Annotated in this window: 17 protein-coding genes and 1 pseudogene; 5 read left to right on the top strand and 13 right to left on the bottom strand. The window is 46.2% G+C overall.

What is annotated here, in order from left to right:
- Genes ACZ45G_RS29275 through ACZ45G_RS29265 form a run of 3 tightly spaced genes read left to right on the top strand, consistent with a single transcriptional unit; the run spans position 1 to position 4,276 of the window.
- Positions 1-2,016, top strand: coding sequence for an ATP-binding cassette domain-containing protein (locus ACZ45G_RS29275; protein ID WP_464174143.1), 2,016 nt, complete (start codon positions 1-3; stop codon positions 2,014-2,016).
- Positions 2,016-3,149 (top strand): ABC transporter permease, encoded by a 1,134-nt coding sequence (locus tag ACZ45G_RS29270; RefSeq protein ID WP_464174142.1) that lies wholly within the window; start codon positions 2,016-2,018, stop codon positions 3,147-3,149. The genes ACZ45G_RS29275 and ACZ45G_RS29270 overlap by 1 nt, the downstream gene beginning before the upstream one ends.
- 2 nt (positions 3,150-3,151) lie before the next feature.
- On the top strand, positions 3,152-4,276 hold the full coding sequence (locus ACZ45G_RS29265) for an ABC transporter permease (protein WP_464174140.1): 1,125 nt from the start codon (positions 3,152-3,154) through the stop codon (positions 4,274-4,276).
- Positions 4,277-4,287: 11 nt separating this feature from the next.
- On the opposite strand, the gene ACZ45G_RS29260 is transcribed toward ACZ45G_RS29265, so the two are convergent.
- The 6 genes and pseudogenes from ACZ45G_RS29260 to ACZ45G_RS29235 form a co-directional block, all read right to left on the bottom strand.
- On the bottom strand, positions 4,288-4,596 hold the full coding sequence (locus ACZ45G_RS29260; RefSeq protein WP_464180053.1) for a phospholipase A: 309 nt from the start codon (positions 4,594-4,596) through the stop codon (positions 4,288-4,290).
- Between the two features lie 91 nt (positions 4,597-4,687).
- Positions 4,688-4,941: pseudogene (locus tag ACZ45G_RS29255) on the bottom strand (ISAzo13-like element transposase-related protein).
- 305 nt (positions 4,942-5,246) lie between these two features.
- Positions 5,247-6,176: a 4Fe-4S dicluster domain-containing protein gene (locus ACZ45G_RS29250; protein WP_464174139.1), complete on the bottom strand. Its 930-nt coding sequence runs from the start codon at positions 6,174-6,176 to the stop codon at positions 5,247-5,249.
- Positions 6,177-6,301: 125 nt separating this feature from the next.
- Positions 6,302-7,156, bottom strand: a complete 855-nt coding sequence (locus ACZ45G_RS29245; RefSeq protein ID WP_464174138.1) for a CoB--CoM heterodisulfide reductase iron-sulfur subunit B family protein — start codon at positions 7,154-7,156, stop codon at positions 6,302-6,304.
- Positions 7,153-8,823, bottom strand: a complete 1,671-nt coding sequence (locus ACZ45G_RS29240; RefSeq protein ID WP_464174136.1) for a 4Fe-4S dicluster domain-containing protein — start codon at positions 8,821-8,823, stop codon at positions 7,153-7,155. The genes ACZ45G_RS29245 and ACZ45G_RS29240 overlap by 4 nt, the downstream gene beginning before the upstream one ends.
- Positions 8,824-9,246: 423 nt before the next feature.
- Positions 9,247-9,420 (bottom strand): hypothetical protein, encoded by a 174-nt coding sequence (locus ACZ45G_RS29235; RefSeq protein ID WP_464174135.1) that lies wholly within the window; start codon positions 9,418-9,420, stop codon positions 9,247-9,249.
- Positions 9,421-10,362: 942 nt separating this feature from the next.
- Here ACZ45G_RS29235 and ACZ45G_RS29230 point away from each other — a divergent pair.
- Positions 10,363-10,740: a hypothetical protein gene (locus ACZ45G_RS29230; protein WP_464174133.1), complete on the top strand. Its 378-nt coding sequence runs from the start codon at positions 10,363-10,365 to the stop codon at positions 10,738-10,740.
- On the opposite strand, the gene ACZ45G_RS29225 is transcribed toward ACZ45G_RS29230, so the two are convergent.
- Genes ACZ45G_RS29225 through ACZ45G_RS29200 form a run of 6 tightly spaced genes read right to left on the bottom strand, consistent with a single transcriptional unit; the run spans position 10,733 to position 16,842 of the window.
- Positions 10,733-11,950 (bottom strand): phospholipase A, encoded by a 1,218-nt coding sequence (locus ACZ45G_RS29225; RefSeq protein ID WP_464174132.1) that lies wholly within the window; start codon positions 11,948-11,950, stop codon positions 10,733-10,735. The genes ACZ45G_RS29230 and ACZ45G_RS29225 overlap by 8 nt on opposite strands.
- Before the next feature lie 27 nt (positions 11,951-11,977).
- Positions 11,978-12,457, bottom strand: a complete 480-nt coding sequence (tsaA, locus tag ACZ45G_RS29220; RefSeq protein WP_464174131.1) for a tRNA (N6-threonylcarbamoyladenosine(37)-N6)-methyltransferase TrmO — start codon at positions 12,455-12,457, stop codon at positions 11,978-11,980.
- A gap of 26 nt (positions 12,458-12,483) precedes the next feature.
- Positions 12,484-13,560: a GGDEF domain-containing protein gene (locus ACZ45G_RS29215; protein WP_464174130.1), complete on the bottom strand. Its 1,077-nt coding sequence runs from the start codon at positions 13,558-13,560 to the stop codon at positions 12,484-12,486.
- Positions 13,557-14,663: a cobalt-precorrin-5B (C(1))-methyltransferase CbiD gene (gene cbiD, locus ACZ45G_RS29210; RefSeq protein ID WP_464174129.1), complete on the bottom strand. Its 1,107-nt coding sequence runs from the start codon at positions 14,661-14,663 to the stop codon at positions 13,557-13,559. Before cbiD ends, ACZ45G_RS29215 begins: the two co-directional genes overlap by 4 nt.
- Positions 14,644-16,176 carry a cobyrinate a,c-diamide synthase gene (locus ACZ45G_RS29205; RefSeq protein ID WP_464180051.1) on the bottom strand — a complete coding sequence of 511 codons (1,533 nt, stop codon included), beginning with the start codon at positions 16,174-16,176 and terminating at the stop codon, positions 14,644-14,646. The genes cbiD and ACZ45G_RS29205 overlap by 20 nt, the downstream gene beginning before the upstream one ends.
- Positions 16,177-16,215: 39 nt before the next feature.
- Positions 16,216-16,842 (bottom strand): precorrin-8X methylmutase, encoded by a 627-nt coding sequence (locus ACZ45G_RS29200; RefSeq protein ID WP_464174128.1) that lies wholly within the window; start codon positions 16,840-16,842, stop codon positions 16,216-16,218.
- Positions 16,843-17,092: 250 nt separating this feature from the next.
- On the opposite strand from ACZ45G_RS29200, the gene ACZ45G_RS29195 reads away from it, so the two are divergent.
- Positions 17,093-18,292, top strand: a complete 1,200-nt coding sequence (locus ACZ45G_RS29195; RefSeq protein ID WP_464174127.1) for an aminotransferase class I/II-fold pyridoxal phosphate-dependent enzyme — start codon at positions 17,093-17,095, stop codon at positions 18,290-18,292.
- 24 nt (positions 18,293-18,316) lie between these two features.
- Here ACZ45G_RS29195 and hflX read toward each other — a convergent pair whose 3' ends face one another.
- The gene (hflX, locus tag ACZ45G_RS29190) at positions 18,317-19,711 is read right to left on the bottom strand and encodes a GTPase HflX (protein ID WP_464174126.1); all 1,395 of its coding nucleotides are present in this window, start codon (positions 19,709-19,711) and stop codon (positions 18,317-18,319) included.
- Positions 19,712-19,738: the final 27 nt, after the last annotated feature.

The following is a 19,738-nucleotide window of genomic DNA, read 5'->3' as shown; positions in this document are numbered from 1 at the left end:
ATGGACCCCCATCAAAATATAATGGACACCACTAAAACCCCGGCCGCAGACGCCCTGGCAATTGAGGCCCGGGACCTGACCAAACGATTCGGCAGCCTTGTTGCCGTGGACCAGGTCAGCTTTCAGGTTAAAACGGGGGAAATCTTCGGCATTGTCGGTCCCGATGGCGCCGGCAAAACCACCACCCTTCGTATGCTGGCCAGCATCATGGATCCTACTTCCGGAACCGCTTTTATAGCAGGCTTTGACACAAAAACCAAAGCCTCCGAAGTAAAAGAGCACCTGGCCTATATGAGCCAGCGATTCGGCCTTTATCCGGATCTGACCGTGGGGGAAAACATCTCCTTTTATGCCGATCTGTACGGGGTTCCCAAAAAAGGGCGCCAAACGCGAGTGGACGAACTTCTGGGATTCAGTCATATGAAGCCCTTCCAGCAAAGAAGAGCCCAGGACCTGTCCGGGGGAATGAAACAAAAACTCCAGCTCATCTGCGCCCTGATCCATACCCCAACAGTGCTGCTGCTGGATGAACCCACCAACGGGGTAGATCCGGTCAGCAGAAGGGATTTCTGGCGGATTCTCTACAAAATTGTCAAACAGGGGGTCTCCATTCTGGTGACAACCGCCTACCTGGATGAAGCCGAACGCTGCGACAGAATAGGGCTGTTAGACCAGGGAACCCTGCTGGCCACAGGAACGCCCGGACAAATAAAAGAACGGATGAAAGGCGCCGTGCTCACCATCAGGAGTCCGGACGCCAGAAAAATAAACAAACTACTGGCCCGTCAATTGCCCAACCTGGATGTCAATGTATTCGGGGATTTCGTGCACATTGTCTGTCAACAAATTCAGGAGACCCAGAAAAAAGCCCGGACCCTTATTCAGGACGCCGGGTTAAGGCTTGACGAGATAAAACAAGCCCCGCCCACCCTGGAAGATGTCTTTGTCAGCATGATGTCCACAAAACCCATGACCCCGCCGACCCTTCACCCTGACCCTGTCGGCCAATCAGATCTCGGTAAAAAGGGTCAACCGCCGGGCCGGATACCGGATAAAACCGCGGTCCGGGTGGAGGGGTTAACCCGGATTTTTGGCAATTTTACAGCGGTGGACCACCTGAGCTTTGAAGTCCCAAGGGGGGAAATTTTCGGATTTTTAGGACCCAATGGGGCCGGGAAAAGCACCACCATCCGCATGCTCTGCGGACTGCTCACCCCCAGTTCCGGCAAGGGAACGGTGTTAGGCCATGATATTTGCACCAAGGCGGAAAAAATCAAGCAGCAGATCGGCTATATGAGCCAGAAATTTTCCCTGTACGAAGATCTTACGGTCCGGGAAAACATTCAGTTTTATGGAGGCATCTACAGACTTAAGGGGCCGGCCATGGACGCTCGAAGGACATGGGCCATGGAAATGGCAGGTCTTACCGACCACGGGAAAACCCTGACAAAAAATTTAAGCGTGGGATGGAAACAGCGGCTGTCCCTTGCCTGTGCCATCCTCCACGAACCACCCATCCTTTTTTTAGATGAGCCCACCTCGGGGGTGGATCCCATCAGCCGGCGCCATTTCTGGGATCTTATCTACACCATGGCAGACCAGGGAATCACGGTGTTTGTGTCCACCCACTACATGGAAGAGGCCGAGTACTGCGATAGGATCGCCTTGATTTACAAGGGCCGGATGATTGCCATGGGAACCCCCATGGAGTTGAAAACACAAAAAATGCATGAACAGATTCTGGATCTTCGGTGTGATCATCCCCAGGCAATGGCGGAAAACCTTGCAGGCCTGGAAGGGGTCAGGGATGTGGCCTTATTCGGCGCCGGTCTCCATGTGGTCACCCGGGACGCGGTTCAGGCCCAACGATCAATCCGTCAGCGACTCGCCAACCTTAAGGTAACCGCCTATACCATTGAAAAAATTTTGCCGGGCATGGAAGATGTTTTTATTTCCCTGATCGAGGCAGATGACCGCAACCAAAAGGCTATTCACCCCCATCAGGAGAACCGGTGATGAAACTTCAACGCCTTTTGGCCGTTGCGAAAAAAGAGTTCATCCATGTGATCAGGGACTGGCGCAGCCTGTTTCTCTCGCTTGCCATCCCCGTGATCCTGATCATGCTCTTCGGCTATGCCCTGACCCTGGACCTGCGCAAAGTGCCCACCGTGGTCTGGGACCAGTCCCAAAGCGCTCAAAGCCGGGATCTTCTATCCTTGTATTCAGGGTCCCCCTATTTTTCCATAATTGGCTATTATGACAATTATAAGGCCTTGCAATTGGACTTGGACAGGGGCAAGGCCATGGTCGCCATTGTGATCCCCTCTGATTTTGCTCAAAAAATTATTGCCCAAAAACCTGTCACCGTCCAGATAATAGGGGATGGCAGCGATGCCAACACCTCCCGGCTGGCCATGGGATATGCCGCCACCGTGGCCATGATCTATTCAGCGGATATCACCACCAAACGGCTCCAGCTTTCGGGCAGGGCAAATCTATTGCCCCCGGTGGAAATGGTCACGAGATCCTGGTACAACCCGGATTTGCGAAGCCAGAATGTAATTATCCCCGGGATCATCGCCATTGTCATGGTGGTGATTGCCGCCATGCTCACCTCTGTCACCATTGCAAAAGAATGGGAAACCGGCACCATGGAGCAGCTCATCTCAACCCCCTTGAAGGGGCCTGAGCTGATCATCGGCAAGGTAATTCCCTATTTTGTCATCGGCATGGCAGACGTAGCCATTGCCGTGGCCATGGGCAAATGGCTGTTTAACGTGCCCATAGTGGGAAATGCAGGCCTGCTCTTTGCCATGGCCGCCATTTTTCTGACCGGAGCTCTTTTCTGGGGAATGTCTTTAAGCATTATCTTAAAATCCCAGGTGCTGGCCAACCAGATCGCCATTGTGTCAGGCTATCTTCCCACCCTGATCCTGAGCGGATTTGTCTTTGCCATTGAAAACATGCCCGGCCCCATCCAGTGCATCACCTATGTGGTTCCGGCCCGGTATTTTATTGCCATTTTAAGGGGAATTTATCTAAAAGGCATCGGCCTTGAAATTCTCTGGCTGGATGCCCTGCTGCTTTCCGTCTATGCCATTTTCATGGTCTTTTTGGCCCATCGTAAATTTAAATTTAAACTGGAATAAAGATGATCCACCGCCTCAAACAAATGCTGGTCAAAGAATTTTTGCAAATGCTCCGGGACCCCCGCATGCGGACCATAATTTTCGGCATGCCCGTGATCCAGATGGTGATCATGGCCTTTGCCCTGACCACGGATGTCACCGACATTCGAACCGCAATTCTGGACATGGACAAAACCCCGGCTTCCCGGGAATTGATCCAAGACTTTACCGCCGGCGGTTATTTTCAGATTGTCCACGAAGCCGTATCCCAGCGGGAAATTTCCGATCTTCTGGACCAGGGCCTTGTCAGGGCTGTGATTCACATCCCCTCAAAGTTTGAACAAACCATAGCCCGTGGGGCAACTGCCAAGGTCCAGGTATTGACGGACGGCACCGACTCCAACACCACGGCCATTGTCCAGGGATATGCCGACCGCATCATCCAAGACTTTGCCAACCGAAAACTATCAACCCGGATGGAAAGCTTGGGAATCTCTCCCTCGGTACCAGTGGACCCTGTGACCCGGGCCTGGTACAACGCCAACCAGGAGAGCAAATATTATTTTGTTCCTTCGCTTATTGCCGTGATGCTCTTTATTTTCAGCCTGCTGCTGACCAGCATCGGCATTGTCAAGGAAAAGGAAATCGGCACCATTGAGCAGGTCATGGTAACTCCCATCCGTAAAATTGAGTTTATCCTGGGAAAAACCCTTCCCTATATGGTCACCGGCTACATCTCCATGACCATCATGCTGGTGGTGGCCTTCCTGGTTTTCAACATCCAGGTCAAGGGAAGCCTTGTTCTGCTATACGGGCTTTCCGGCCTCTATCTGTTCGGAAACATGGGTATTGCGCTTTTGATAAGCGCCTCCGCATCCACCCAGCAGCAGGCCATGCTCACCAGCTTTTTAATTTTAATGCCCTGTGTCATGCTATCCGGGTTCATGTTTCCCATCAAAAATATGCCGGACCTTGTCCAGTATGCCACCTGCTTGAATCCCATGCGCTGGTATCTGGAAGTTCTTTGGGGGATTGTGATGAAAGGGGTGGGCATAAAGGTACTTTGGCCGGCCATTGCCGGTCAGGCAACGCTGGCCGTTGCCTTCATCTCTCTTGCCTGGGCCCGGTTCAGCAAAACCCTGTCCTAGGCCAGCCATACTCACCTGACAATGGAAAGTCCCAGCCTGATACTTTCATCCTTTTGCTGATAATGGAGAAGGTTTTCTGCATATCCATTAAAATACTGCAGGTGCAGATAGAACCCAATTCCTTGATTAGGTGTCTTTAACGGATAACTTAAGTCCGCCTGGAAACTAGGACCCTTTTCTGCCCAGCGGGTATTGGTGTCCAGGATAAAACCATCTGGATTTCCTGCGCTCAGCTGAAAATTAAAATATCCCCTGTATTGGTCCAGATCCGCGTTTTTGCTATCGCTATTATTGATATATGTCCAGATTCTTGGGGCTATTTTTAAAAAATAATTATTCCCCAGGGAAAATCATGATCATAGACTTCAATTACATCAGTAGTATAAACGTGTCCATCCCGGTATAGATTCCCTAAAAGTTCTTTTTTTTTGAGTCCATACTGATCACAGGATTACCATCTGTGAGATATTGTTCCTTTAACTGAGTTATTTTTTCAAATTGCTCGTTACGATTTTCTGAGGATCCAATAGCCATATTTTTAAGGACTTTACGCTTTTTGAACCCATTTTTTTTAGTAGCTTTTTAACCACTGTGACACTGATATTAATTCCTGCAGCTTTCATCTTTTCCGCAATTTTTTTGTGGCTCAAATTGGTCCAACACATTTTACCATTCATAGGATCACCAGCGATATGGTCGTCAATAACTTTGAGGAAGACATCATCTATGTTTTTAATTATTTCAATGGCTGATTTCTTTCCAGCTCCCTTCCCTCGGATTCGATCTTTCAAAACTAAATCCGGATTGTTTAGTTCAAAGCTGCACCGTAAATATCTCATATTATTACATAAAATTTCGTTGCCTATCCGTAACTCATTTCCCGGTTTTGATAATAAACAAGAAGAAAAGATGATTAGGGCAAGTGATACCGGTAAAAAAACTGCTTTCATGATTTTTATTTAATTAAGCCTCATTTTATGGCTTCCAATATATTTGTTTCAGGGACCGAAGTTTCCATGATCAGGTTATCAGATTCAAATATTTTATCAATTTCATGCATGAGATATCTGTTGAGCATTTGCTGGGCCTCGTTCCAGCGGTTTAAAAAAGCCTGATCCACAAAATCATTATCAACGGCAAATTCACGGACCGCCTGAATCAGCTCATGTCCGACTACTCCCTGGGAACAGGCCTGGGTGCAGCGCCGGCAGCCAAGGCAGAGCCATATGGACGGAGATATTACAAGTTCCTCCACGAACCCCAGATTGACCATGCGGAATATCCAGACAGGGTCAACAATATCCCGGCCCGCAGAAACCGGGCATGCACTGCTGCACTCGCAGCAGGTAAAGCAAGAGAGGCTGTTGCCTGCTTTTTGTGCAAACAGTCCGGATTTTAATGAAGATTTATTAAAAATTATTTTTGTATTGGGAAGTTCAATTTCCTTTTCCATCCATGTGGAAAAGTTTTGCTCAAGGTCAGGCAGGCAATCTGATTTCAGGCATTGGTCCGCCATATGCCATCTGACACGCTGGAATTTTGTCATAAGTTGTCTGTAGCGGGAGAAATTCTCATATGACACAATATGTTTTTCCAGCACTTCCCTTCTCAGATATGCGATAAGCTCGGAAGGCTGCACTGTCATCGGGCAGTTATGTGCACAGCGGTTACACATAAGACAATACCAGATCCAGGATGAGTGCAGCAACTCATCAATCAGCCCCAGGTTTGCCATCCACACAATTTTTCTCGGGTTCAGCAGACCCGTGGCCATGTTCATGGGGCAAGCCGAATCGCACCCACCGCACTTGTAGCATAGCTGTAGATGGGCATGGGATTCGGTCATTATCGGTTTTCGAAACTTTGGTTGTATTTTAACTATATCTTTTACATTTTCCATTACATTTTTCCCGGGATTCCGCCTTGCCGGATTGTATTCGGGTCTTCAAGAATACCCATATTTTCCGGATTGAGTAAGCAATCCCTTATTTTGTAGTATATTCCCATTTTCGAGAACTATTTTTATTAAAAAAGAGCATGTGAGAACGGAAGACAATTCTCCGATACTTTCAGATTTTTTTCAGAGAACCCCATACTCAACCCCAATAACTGGGAAATAAGAATTGAGGGGAATTGGTCTACTGATGTTTTTTTCAATGCAGTTTTCTGAATTTCATCGAACTGGAGTTGACAACAATTACAGGCAGAACAAATCATGTCTGCATTTGCTTCCTTGGCACTATCGATTTTTTGTTGCAGGATGCCAAGGGACAGTTTATTGTTTTTTTCCCATAATGGATTTCCGCAACATTCCAGACGTTTTGACCAAGCAACGGGCTGAGCGCCTGTCAAACTGATGATTTCTTCAAAAATGGTGGGTGCCTGGGGATTATCAAACTGAGTGATATTTGACGGCCGCAGTGCATGGCAACCATAGTGGGGAGCAATTTTTAATCCCGTAAGTTTTTTGACTAATTGTTTTTTAATGTTAGAATATCCTATACTGTTGGAGAAAACCGTTAAGAGATGATGGATTTCAGTGGTTCCCCTATACTCCAGCCCTTCTTCTTTTAATAAATCATTGATCATTTCCATTTTTTCAGGGTTGTTTTTTAAATAGTGATCTGCATGTTTCAAGGAACCAAAACAACATTGGCACAAGGCAAGGATTGGAAGATTCTGCTGTTCAGCAATCGCTAAATTTTTTGCAGCCAGTATCAAAAATGCGTCAAGGTTTTTCTCGCGCACGGGATAGCCGCAGCAATTAAATTCCAGTTCCTTTAACTCAACGCCAAGGGAAGATAAAACAAGCTTTGAGGAAATTCGATATTGGGGAAGATAAAAAGCGCTTTTACACCCTGAAAATAAAGCAAACTTCATAGATTGTATTCCTTTTTGAATATCATATTTTTAATTTCATAAAAAATATCTGTAATTTGAACACCCTGGGGGCAATTTTCCTGACATTTATAACAGGTTAAACAATCCCATATCATTCGAGAATCCATGGCCCTGTCAATTAATCCTAAGGACAAGCTATGCATAATTTGATGGGGGGCCATTCCAATGGAATCATCATTTTTTGTCATACCGACAATTGGGCAAGAATTGGTACACGTCATACATGCGTAACACAGGGAGAAAGAATTGGCTTTCAGGGAACTTTCCAATATACCCAGCGTTTTCTTTTGTTTTGAGCTAACGAGTTTGATGTTCTCCTTAGAAGGCTGAGACCATTTTTTCTCTTTTATATTCCTTAGCTGAACATCTGGATCACCAAATTTTTCCTGGGCCAATTCTTTTTTAGTTTCAATCCACAGGCTTTGAAGATTGATGCCCACAGGACAAAGTTCAGAGCACCGATTACAATTGGTACAAAGAAAACTGCCTAGGGCAAATTTTTGCTGGGTTTCCGGATTTGAAGATGTGCCGGAAGTTCTTTCCCTGATGGCCAACAATTTTTCAGATGGGAAAATGTAGGCGTTGGGAAAGATGTTATAAACCGGGGCAACAGAGCAATGAAGTGTGCAGGTCCCGCAATGGGTGCAGGCTTGTAAGTCCAGCGCTCTCCTTGTGGCCCTGTTTTCAGGATGTTTTATGGTTTGACCGGCAATCCCATTGACCAAAATGCTGATGGGGCTGGTGATGATATGTAAGAGTTTGCTAAAGGGCAAATACGCAAGGCCGATAAAACAGCTTAAAAAATGGATATGCCACAGAAAAATGTCCAATCGCCAGGCATTGAACAGTCCGGCCATTGGTCTCATTGCAAAGGATATGGGATAGGAAACCAATGCCCATGCGGGCTTGGAATGACAATCACCGCAATTATTATCGTTTGCCGTTTCCCCCTCTTCCAGTGCCGTTGGGGTAACCTCAAGAATCTGATTCGGGAAAACCACCCCATACGCTTCCTGCCAATACACTTTTAAGGTTAATATTTCATCATCATCAAGCATGATGCCCCATTCATCGACCATATCATCAAATACGGGAGAGGAGATTATTTTACTGGCCTCAAGGAGAAACCCGGAAATCATAATTACGGAAAGCACCACAATCGCTAAATAATCGGGCCTCTTGCTGATCAATCGTATCCCAATGATTTTCTTGCGGCGTTGAATAGCAATGATCAGGCCAAGGATGACCATGGCACCCAGCACATTCCTTAACAGCATAAAAGGATTTAAAGTGGAATAATAATCTGTGAACAAAGGCTCACTTATATAGTCTTCAAGGGCATGTATGAAAACAAGCCCCATGAAGCCAAAATAGATAAAAATATGCATACACCATTTTAAGAAATCCTGGCTGAGCAATTTTTTTTGCAGAACCACATCCAAAACAATGGATTTACCGAACCGGAAAAGATGGCGGGGATTTACAAAGACAAAAAACAGGCTGCTTAAAAAGGTGGTGACCCGTTTTAAAAAAGAAAATGATTTTGCCTCCGGCCCAATTGCAATTTGAAAAAAACCAAAAACGCGATAAAGGATTCCCACTACAAAAATTGCAAGTGAAATTGAGAAACTGATTTTAAATAGCACTATTTTGTTCCCCTTCGTTATTTAGGAACGCAGAAAAGAATAAGTTCACAATAAATTTATCTGTTTGATCAACAGCTCAATTCTAATGCCTTGAATTGGGCTGAAATCTACCGTCTATATCTATGTGAAGGTATTTATTTCTACGACCCTAAGAATCGTATTTTTACCGTTCAGTACAGATCCCTGAAATCTATATAAAGCAATTACTATACCAATAAAGATAGGCGATAGTACTGCGTTGAAATCGAAATGAGAAAATGTGGTGTGGGTATTCGGTGCTGGTGGGAAGTATGTCTATTTGTATTTTTCCCCACATTGAAAGGCTTTGGGCAAAGGCGTCAGGGTTTATTACAAAGTGTAAAAAAAATGTATAGATGTTTTTTGAAAAAACCAAAATTCCCCTAAGCGCTAAAAAAATTAAAATCAATTCCAGTCAACTGCCAGGATTTGGGAATAGTAAAGGTCATAAACCAAATCAGGAATAGAATCGAAAATGACAGGTTGCGGCGGGTCATGGTTACGGATATCCCAGAGTCCAAGATGGCCTAGGATCTTTTCGATTATGTCAAGCTCTTCGATAAAGCGGATGATACGCATTTGCCCCTGGCATTTAGGACAGATCAGCGGGTCCACCTCACTCCATCCCAAATGCCAGATTAAAAATCAAACAATGGCGAGCATATACAAGCTATAATCAGAACGGCAAATATTATACGTTGCCGCAAATCCCTCAATTTGATCAATATGGTCTATCGCGATATAAAGACGTTGGTTTTTCCAAGTATGGTAATCTGAAAAAAATAATTATTCACTTGATAACCGCTTCACCTGCCGGACTTTCAGGGAAACAACTCGGTGAGATTCTCGGGCTTTCATCGCAGTCATTTTTACACCATTTCCGTTAGTGTCCGGGCATCTATCGTGAAAAACATGATGGTGTATTCGTCTATTTTTCCGACGTTGATGATATATGTGAAAGACAGGTACACCAAAGAAGTTCTCTTGTCTGCAGATCGGCCATTGTCACTATTTCCGACACTGAAGCAATTTTGATCTTGGTTGCTATCATTCGGCAACATGGCATATCAGCAGAAGACATAGCAGCCTTGTCGAAAATCAAATTAAGCAACATCAAAGGGTTTCTGACTGCATAGCAAGGGATGATTTTTTTTCCAAATGATATCAATCAAGAATAATTCCAATATTCTTATACCAAATGAAACACTTGAAAATTGAATCATTTAATACATATTTACCAACGCCATTTTTGAAGATATGGGCAATTGTGTTGTGGATATATTTTCGCTTTCCTTGTTCCGATTTTATACCCCCGGGACGGAATTCTTCTTGCCACTAACCGGCATGGCCGGAGCATGGTCTTTACTCCAGGCCACAACGAAAGATGAAACTCCTATAATTGCAATACCTTGGACAAAGTTTCATATAAACTCAACATTGACCTTAATTTTGTATTTTGACATTGTTTTTCCTTTTGAAAAATTATAGATTTCTGTCTATACATCTCAAATAGAGAAACGGATGTTTACTGTTTTTTTATATCTGGGAGTTTTTTTAGCAATTATCATTACTTATCTTTCTACAATCTACCCGCACAGGTCGCAAAAATTTCCAGGCATCGGCAGGGTGGAGGGACAAAGCGGCACCATTGAGCAGGTCATGGTAACGCCCATCCGCAAAATTGAATTTATCCTGGGAAAAACCCTTCCCTATATGGTCACCGGCTACATCTCCATGACCATCATGCTGGTGGTGGCCTTCCTGGTTTTCAACATCCAGGTCAAGGGAAGCCTTGTTCTGCTATACGGGCTTTCCGGCCTCTATCTGTTCGGAAACATGGGCATTGCGCTTTTGATCAGCGCCTCCGCATCCACCCAGCAGCAGGCCATGCTTACCTGACAATGGAAAGTCCCAGCCTGATACTTTCATCCTTTTGCTGATAATGGAGAAGGTTTTCTGCATATCCATTAAAATACTGCAGGTGCAGATAGAACCCAATTCCTTGATTAGGTGTCTTTAACGGATAACTTAAGTCCGCCTGGAAACTAGGACCCTTGTCTGCCCAGCGGGTATTGGTGTCCAGGATAAAACCATCTGGATTTCCTGCGCTCAGCTGAAAATTAAAATATCCCCTGTATTGGTTCAGATCCGCGTTGGTGGTATCGATATTATTGATATATGTCCAGACCCTTGGGGCTATTTTTAGAAAATAATTATTACTCAGGGAAAAGGCCAGGATGGGTTCAATATAGAGGTAATTGGTGCTTCTGGAATCGGCTCCGTCTTTTCCGTTGGATTCATGCCGATACCCGCTTTGAATGCCAAATGCTTTTATGAATGGTATTCCCAGGTCAATTTTAGGGATAAGGTAGAATAACTCAGGCTTATAATTGGTATCTTCAAAAGAGGCTGAATCAGAGCTAAGATCCCAAAAAGAGGTCTGGGTGTAAGCGACATGAATACCGTTCAGAAAATATTTCCACCCGCCAGTTTTTTTTGTATAGTTGAAAATCTTATATTTGAAGCTGATCTGAAATTTGCTTTTGTCGGGTCCCGGATCAACACCCACTAAAAAATACATGGGTTCATAGGGAGACAAATATTTCGCAAGAGGGTGAATAATAGATTCTTTTTCATCCAATGCAAACTGCTCTGTTCTGTCTTTAAAGGGCATCTCTTTGGCGACAAACCATACCGGCCCCGCGGCAAATGCCTCCAGGGAAAGACTGATATTGCCGTCCATGGACTGGGGCAGTAGAAACTGATATTCACGCTTTTCATATCCGTTCCCTGGAATCGTCACCAGAGCGGGGTCGGCATCCCAGGGCGTGGCCTCCACAACAATCTGCTGGTTACCTTTTTTTATGGTTACCATGACCCGGTTGTAGGCATCGGTGGTTACCGCTTCCTTTTCCGGATTGTGGAGGAACAGAATAAACCGGGTCATCTTACCCGCCATGACATCTCCCTGGGGAGGGACGATGAACACCCTGGCTTCCTGTGCCAGAACCGGGTATGACAGGGTACAAAGCATGAGTCCTAAAATCGTTACCCCCAATACCCTTGGGACCTGTTTTAAACAAGACAACCTATGTGGTGTTTTTTTCATTGGGCACCTCATTAACGGTCTGTATCTTTATTTTTCGATAAACCGGTCATCGGATTTAAGTGTGGCCGCTTTTTTCTGGGCCGTTTCCAGCCAACCCGTGGCGGTAACGGCTCGTACATCAAAGCTGGGGACATAGGGTTTGATATCAATGAGCGGGGTGTTGTTGAGAACATCAATGCCGCGAACAAAGACCTTATTTTTGTCCCTTCCGGTAAGTTCCACAATGGACAGACCGATGGAATTGGGCCTTCTGGGGGCACGGGTGGAAAAAAGGCCCCTTTTTTGGGTATCCATAAACGGGGTTACCATCAGATCATACCCGGAAGATTTATGAAAATGATACAATAAAATAATATGGGAAAAGCCTTCTAAATCCTTCAAACCCTGTTCATATTCCGGATTGATCACAAGGGTCCCTTCTATGTCAAGGGCACCTGAAGGCTGAATGGGCATACCTTTTAAATCACTGAACGGGGTTTTGATCACCCCGATGGGAGATATCTGCATCTTTAATTTTTCCTTATATTATTTCTTTATAATAGGGTGGTTTGATTTCTGCCGTTCTCCTTTGATGTATACAGGGCAGTGTCTGCCCTGGCGATATGTTCCGCCAGGGTCTGGTCATAAGAAGCCTTGTTCTCCCCCTGGCTCACGCCAGGGTTTAATTGGGCCACACCAAAGGACATGGTAATGTTAATAAATTGGTTTTCAAGAATTTTTCCGGACCTGTTCACCTGGGCAAACCGGGTGGCGGCAATTTTTTCCCGGATCCGTTCCACAATCTGAACCGCAGGGTCACCCTCTATTTCATCCAGGATTAATAAAAACTCTTCCCCGCCGTAGCGGCCGGCCGTATCAAAATATTCCCGCATGGACAGGGTGAGAATCTCTCCCACCTCCCTTAGAACCAGATCCCCCTGGATATGGCCATAGGTATCATTAATTTTTTTAAAAAAATCGATGTCCCCCATGGCAATACTGGCGGACAGGGAAGGTTTACGTTCAAGTCTTTTCAATACCCGGCCCAGCTCTTCTTTAATTTTCCGGGAATTGTAAAGCCCTGTGAGGCCATCATATTCTGCCTGCTGTTTAAATTGGGTCTTTAAAAGAAGGGTACTCAAAAAATTGCACATAATCTCCACTGTACTGACCTCAAAATCCTTAACAGCAGATTCTTTGCCGAAAAAATCCCCGCCAAACAAATAGGCCCCCCCACACTCCTGGGGAAAAAACACAAACCCAATAACATCACATCCCATTCCCGGGATATTGATACAAGAAACATTCTTGTTTAAAAAAGCACTGACCTCGTTGACATACCGCTTGTCCCGGGAATCTAAAAACAGCCTTAATTTCCTATTTTCCCTTAAATCCGGCCGCAAATTTTCAGGATCCAGCACCTTGACCACCTCTAAAATCAGCCGGTCTTCAATGACATTGGACACCTTGTAGAGAACACTGATATCAAACATCATGGTTTTCTGGATAATTTCCAGGGGATAATTAAAGCAGTCATCATTGCTTGCATCTACATCCAGGCTATTTAAAAAACCAGATAATTTTCCCAGGCGGTTTAAGATGGTTTTTGCATCGGATTCATTTTTTTTCATGTAATTTCCTCCATCTCTTGGGAGTCAAACGCCTTTTGCCCCTCAAAATCCAAAATGATCACCCGGATCTGGATCTGCCCCCTGGCAAAGCGTCCGGCCGTCGCCTGGATTTTTTTCCCCACAAAGGTGAGCAGTTCAGGATAATCTGGAAATATATATGAAAAGGCATGACGGGCTGTATTGGCCTGCTTTATGTTGCAAACGAGTCGTTCATCCCCTGTGATCTCTCTTGCCCAAAGGGCCAGTTTGTTTAATGTCAGATCTGACTTTGCCGCATGGGTGTGTTCAAATCCCAGGGACATTTTAACGGCCTTGCCAAAAAAAATGGTATAGATAATCTGTTGACAGAAGGGTTTATTAAGGGCCTCATCAATGGCTGCCTTGAAAAAATCCCCGGTCTGGACAAAGGCTTCCTCACAAAAGCCGGGAAAAAGCCCCATGGCAAACCGCTCACTTCGCCTTCCCGTGGTAAACACCAGGGTGTCAATATCTCTGGCAATTGCAACAGAGATGCTGGATCTGATGGTGGCAATATAGGCATCATGGGACATGGGTTTAACAATACCGGTGGTCCCGAGAATGGAGATGCCCCCGAGGATTCCCAGACGGGCATTCAGGGTTTTTTTGGCCAGGAGCTCTCCCTTGGGCACAAAGATTTCAATGGTCACCGACCTGCCGGACAGGTTGTATTGATCCCATATCTCTTCCACCACATTCTGGATCATTTGCCTGGGACCTGAATTGATAGCCGGTTCCCCCACCTCAACTTCAAGGCCTGGTTTGGTGACCCTGCCCACCCCTTTTCCACCCGTTATGATCACCGTCAGCTCCCTGGCCGGGGTCAGGGTCACCCTTGCCCCGATCTCGGCCTTATGGGTTATATCCGGGTCATCTCCGGCATCTTTTATCACCGAGGCCCGGCAACAGGTATCTGATAGTTTCAGAACTTGTTTTATGGCAATGCGCTTTTTTTCACCGGTTAAAAACGCAATATCTACGGCCGTGGGGACCCGGGAGGTGACCAGAACAAGCAGCGCTGCCTTTACCGATGCGGCAGCCGCCGCCCCTGTGGTAAACCCCTGCTTAAGCGTTTTTGCAGCCATGGTACTCCTTGCTATTTGGTCCGGGTTGCGCTGATATGGGGGCGGTTTTTGTGGGATCCAGTCGGATCTGTCTAAATTTTGCACAATGATCCACAAAGGTCTGTGCACACCCGGGGCTGCTGCCAAAATGCACATGGAGATAGGAACCAAGGGTGAGGTTCTTTTGATATCCCTTTAAAAAAATATCCTGGCCCGCCCGTGTGGTGACCTGGTAGACATTTTTGACACCCGGATCTTCAGATGCGTTGTCTTTCATGGAGGAATAATGGAATTCATGCCCCCTTATCACTGTCCCCCTTGTACCGATAAGGGTATCTTGTGTCAGGGTAATTTCCCGATATCCCAGGGACCTGAGGCGCTTGGACATTTGAACGGAGAAATCAAAACAACCTGTCATCCCATATTGCTCTTTTTGGTCCATGGCCGATACCTGACTGCACAAATACATAAAACCCCCGCACTCCCCGTATATGGGCATGCCTGAAAGGCTTAACTGCTTAATCTGGTCCAGAAGTTCTGTCCTGGCGGACAGGGTTTTGGCAAACACCTCGGGGTATCCCCCGCCCAGATAAATCCCGTCAATCCCAGGGGGCAGTTGAGTGTCTGTTAAGGGAGAAAAGGTGACAATCTTTGCCCCGGCTTTTGTTAAACTATCAAGATTGTCCTGGTAATAGAAACAAAACGCCTTGTCCCTTGCCACGGCAATAACAGGCGCGCTTGTTGCTACGGGCGCAGGCGTTACTACAGGTGCAGCCGGTGCCGGGATGGGAATTTTATCCGAGACCACATCACCCGGATTTGGGTCTGCCAGATCCGCGCAGGGTTCACCTCTATTCCCGGAAGATATCACTGGCAGTTTTGCCATCAAGGCATCCATGTCCAGGTGGTCCTCCACCATGGAGACCAGGAGGGCAAGCACTTGGGGGGAGATGTCCAGCTCATCGGCGGTCATCAATCCCAGGTGCCGTTCGGGCATGACAATTTTTTCATTTTTGGGCATGAAACCCAGGCAGGGGGTTGTACAATTTTGCGCCACAGCATCCCGAAGGTATTCATAATGCCGCTGGCTGCCGGTCTGGCTGAAAATAACCCCAGCAAGCTTTAGATCCGGGTCAAAGGTTTCAAACCCTTTGACAATGGCAGCAGCACTTCTGGCCTTGCCCTTTGCACTGACAATAAGCAGGACAGGAAGGCCCAGCCATTTGGCCATTTGGGCGGTGGACCCTGTTTCCGTCAGGGCATCATACCCGTCAAACAGTCCCATAACCCCTTCCACCACGGCCATGTCCATTCCCTTTGAATTCTGAGCAAAAAGTCTTCGATTATAGGCACGGGTCAACATCCAGGAATCCAGGTTAACACTTGTTCTCCCGGCAATCTTAGTGTGATGGCCAGGATCTATAAAATCCGGGCCCACCTTAAAGGGGGCCACCCGTATCCCCCTTGACCTTAAATAGGCAAGAATGGCCAGGCAAATGGTTGTTTTTCCGGTTCCGCTGCCCGTGGCAGCAATGACAAAGCCTTTAATGAAAACCTCCCTAACAATAAAAGATTATTTTTGCGCAAAGGCCATGATAGCCAGGGCATTGACAATACTGGCCGCAATATTGGACCCGCCCTTTCTGCCCTTGTTGGTGATATAGGGATAATCAAGGGTCATGAGTTCATCCTTGGATTCGGCCGCATTGACAAAGCCCACGGGAAATCCGATGATCAATGCAGGGTTTGCCTTTTTTTCCCGGATCAACGCCATGAGCCGCAAAAGAGCGGTTGGGGCGTTGCCCACCACATAAATCCCGCCTTCCATCCTGTCTGCAGCCATGTCCACGGCCGCCAGGGCACGGGTGGTGCCTGCCTCCTTCGCCTTTATTGCCACGGCCTCATCAGCAATCAGACAGGAGACCTGGCCGCCAAATTCATGAACCTCTCGTTTTCGAATCCCCACCCGGGCCATGTTGGTGTCGGTGATAATATTTTTCCCCTGTAAAATGGCCTGAATTCCTGCGTCAATGGGATTAAGGGCTCCCTTATAAAATCGGATACTCTTTATATAGTCAAAATCCGCCGAGGTGTGAATCATCCGTCTGACAATGGGCCATTCTTGTTCATTAAACCCATGTTTTCCCGCCTCTGCTTCAATGATCTGAAAACTTTTATCTTCTATTTCCTGTGGTTTCATTTTCTTTACCTGCTGGTTATCGGGTTGGAAAAATATTCAGGTCAAAATACCATTTTTTAATTCACATTGGCAACCAACTATAAAAATATTCTTGGCCACCCCCAGTTCATCCGGGTCCACCCGCAAGCGAGTCCTGTGGAATGGATTGACCCCTGTTACATTTTTTGCAGTTTTACTTTTCTTCTGGGAATAAAATCTGATATGATTTTAAATTCTTATATTTTTTATATTTTTTAAAAGGAGTTTAGTTTTGGAAGAAAACAATATCATCCGGTTTGCCACCCGCATGGAACAATTACCCCCCTATTTGTTTGGCATGATCAATAAAATGAAAATGGAGAAGCGGAGAAACGGGGATGATGTCATTGACCTTGGCATGGGAAACCCCATGGATCCAACCCCCGATGCGGTCATTGAAAAATTGGTGGAAGTGGCCAAGGATCCCAAGGCCCATCGGTATCCTGAAAGCTCGGGCATGCCCCATTTAAAAATTGAAATCGCAAAATATTATAAACGCCATTATGATATTGACCTGGATGCAGAAAAGGAAACCTATTTCACCATTGGGTCCAAGGAAGGGATCTCCCATCTTTGCCTGGCCATCATGGGGCCGGGGGATTCGGTTCTGGTACCAGCTCCGGCCTTTCCCGTCCATATTTATGCCGCCGTCATTGCCGGTGCCACTGTCATGAAAATACCCATTGCCCCGGAAAAAAGCTTTCTGGACCGAATCATCAATGTTTGTGAGTCCTGTTATCCCAAGCCCAGGGTCTTGCTGCTCAATTATCCCCACAACCCCACAGGCGTAGTCACGGACCTGAACTTTTTCAAGGAAGTGGTCAAGCTGGCCAAACGATTTAAATTCATGGTCATCAATGATTTTGCCTATTCCAGAATCTGCTTTGACGGATACAAGGCACCCAGTTTCCTGGAAGCTCCAGGTGCCAAGGATGTGGGGGTTGAGTTTGGGTCCTTTTCCAAATCCTATAACATGGCGGGATGGCGAATCGGGTATTGCGTGGGCAACGAGCAAATGGTCCAGGCCCTGGGTAAAATCAAAGGATATTTTGACTATGGTATTTTTTCCGCCATCCAGGTGGCAGGGATTATTGCCTTACGGGATTGTGACGACACCATCATTGAATTATGCCAAACCTATGAAACCCGCAGAGATGTCTTGTGCGCAAGCCTTGAACGTATGGGATGGGAGATTACAAAACCCAAGGCCGGCATGTTTGTCTGGGCCAAGATACCCGCTCCCTTTGACAAAATGGGATCCATGCAGTTTGCTATTGAGATGATGAACCGGGCCAATGTGGCGGTAGCCCCTGGAGCCGGATTCAGCGATGAAGGGGAGGGCTATCTTCGCCTGGCCCTGGTGGAAAACGAAGAGCGGTTAAAACAGGCCGCCCGCCAGATGAAAAAGGCCATGGAAGCCATGACCCCCTGATCAAGTTCAATAAAAATCACCGGTTCAATCCATCATTTTTTGTAACCAGGTTAATGTTTCCGGAAACGTCTTGAATGTTACACTCGTTCCTGTTTCGTCGTAGGATTCATTTATGATACTGGCTTTGTTTCTTAACTGTCCTAAAAGGTGCCCTTTGTCATAGGGCACCACCATCGTGGTTTCGATCATATTTGATTCGAAATACTCAAGAATTTTTTTGCGCAGGATTGCGACATCCTCGGGGGTGTGAGCAGAGATGAAGATTCCATCGGGAAATTCAAGATATAGCGCTTCCAGCTCTCCTGTTGTGAGTTTATCAATTTTATTCAAAATCAGCAGGTTTGGAATTTTTTCACCACCGATTTCTTTGAGGACCGAATGGGTCACCGTCAATTGAGATCGAAAAGCCGGATCCGAGGCATCTATTATAAACAAAAGTAAGGAAGCGGCAAGTGCCTCATCAAGGGTCGATTGGAAAGATGCAACTAAATCGTGGGGTAATTTCTTTATAAATCCAACGGTATCGGAAATGAGTACCGGAGGAAACGCTTCTGGCTGCAACGCTTTTACACGGGTATCAAGGGTTGCAAATAATTTATCCTCTACCAATACATCGCTGCCGGTCAGTTTTTGCATCAGTGACGACTTGCCGGCATTGGTATAACCGATCAGAGAAACCTGGAAATTTTCTTTTCTGCGGCTGCGCCGTCTATTTTGTTCGTTGCGAATTCCAACAAGGCGTGACTTTAATTCGGATATGCGGTCTCTGATATGACGTTTATTCAGTTCGTGGGAAGTCTCTCCTACCCCTTTAGATCCGACACCGCCGCCTTGACGATCACCGCCAATTTGAGATGCCCTCAGCCTTGGCACCAAATACGCCAATTTGGCTATTTCCACTTGAATAAGGGCCTCCCGGCTTTTGGCATGACGGCTGAATATTTCGAGGATCACACTGGTTCGGTCTAAAACTTCGACGCCGGTCGCTTTTTCAAGATTTTGCAATTGCTTTGTGGAAATTTCGCCATCATAGATGACCACATTGGCGCGTACCCTGTTTTCTGCCATTGGGTCATGGCTTAAACTCTCTTCATATCTATCGGCAAGACTGCCGACCGGATACTCTTCATCCATGTCATCACATTCATCTTTTGATTTCCGGCTAAATTTTTCAACAATTCCGGTTCCACCGGTATAGCCGGCAAGTTCTTTTAATTTTCCCGCGCCCAATAGGGTTCCCGTCTCAGGTTTTGAACGGCGTTGTGTTAGCGTTGCGACAACTTCAAGGCCCATGGTTTTAACCAACCGCCTAAGTTCTTGGAGAGATGAACCATTCTCCTCATCGGAAACGCCAGGGGTTTGAACTGAAAACAAAACCGCTGTCTTCTTTCCTTTATCATCATTTGATTGTTCGATCATCTTTTGGTTTAATCTTCCCTATTCAAT

Source organism: Desulfoconvexum algidum (assembly GCF_055382125.1).
This window is presented reverse-complemented; position numbering and strand designations above follow the sequence as displayed.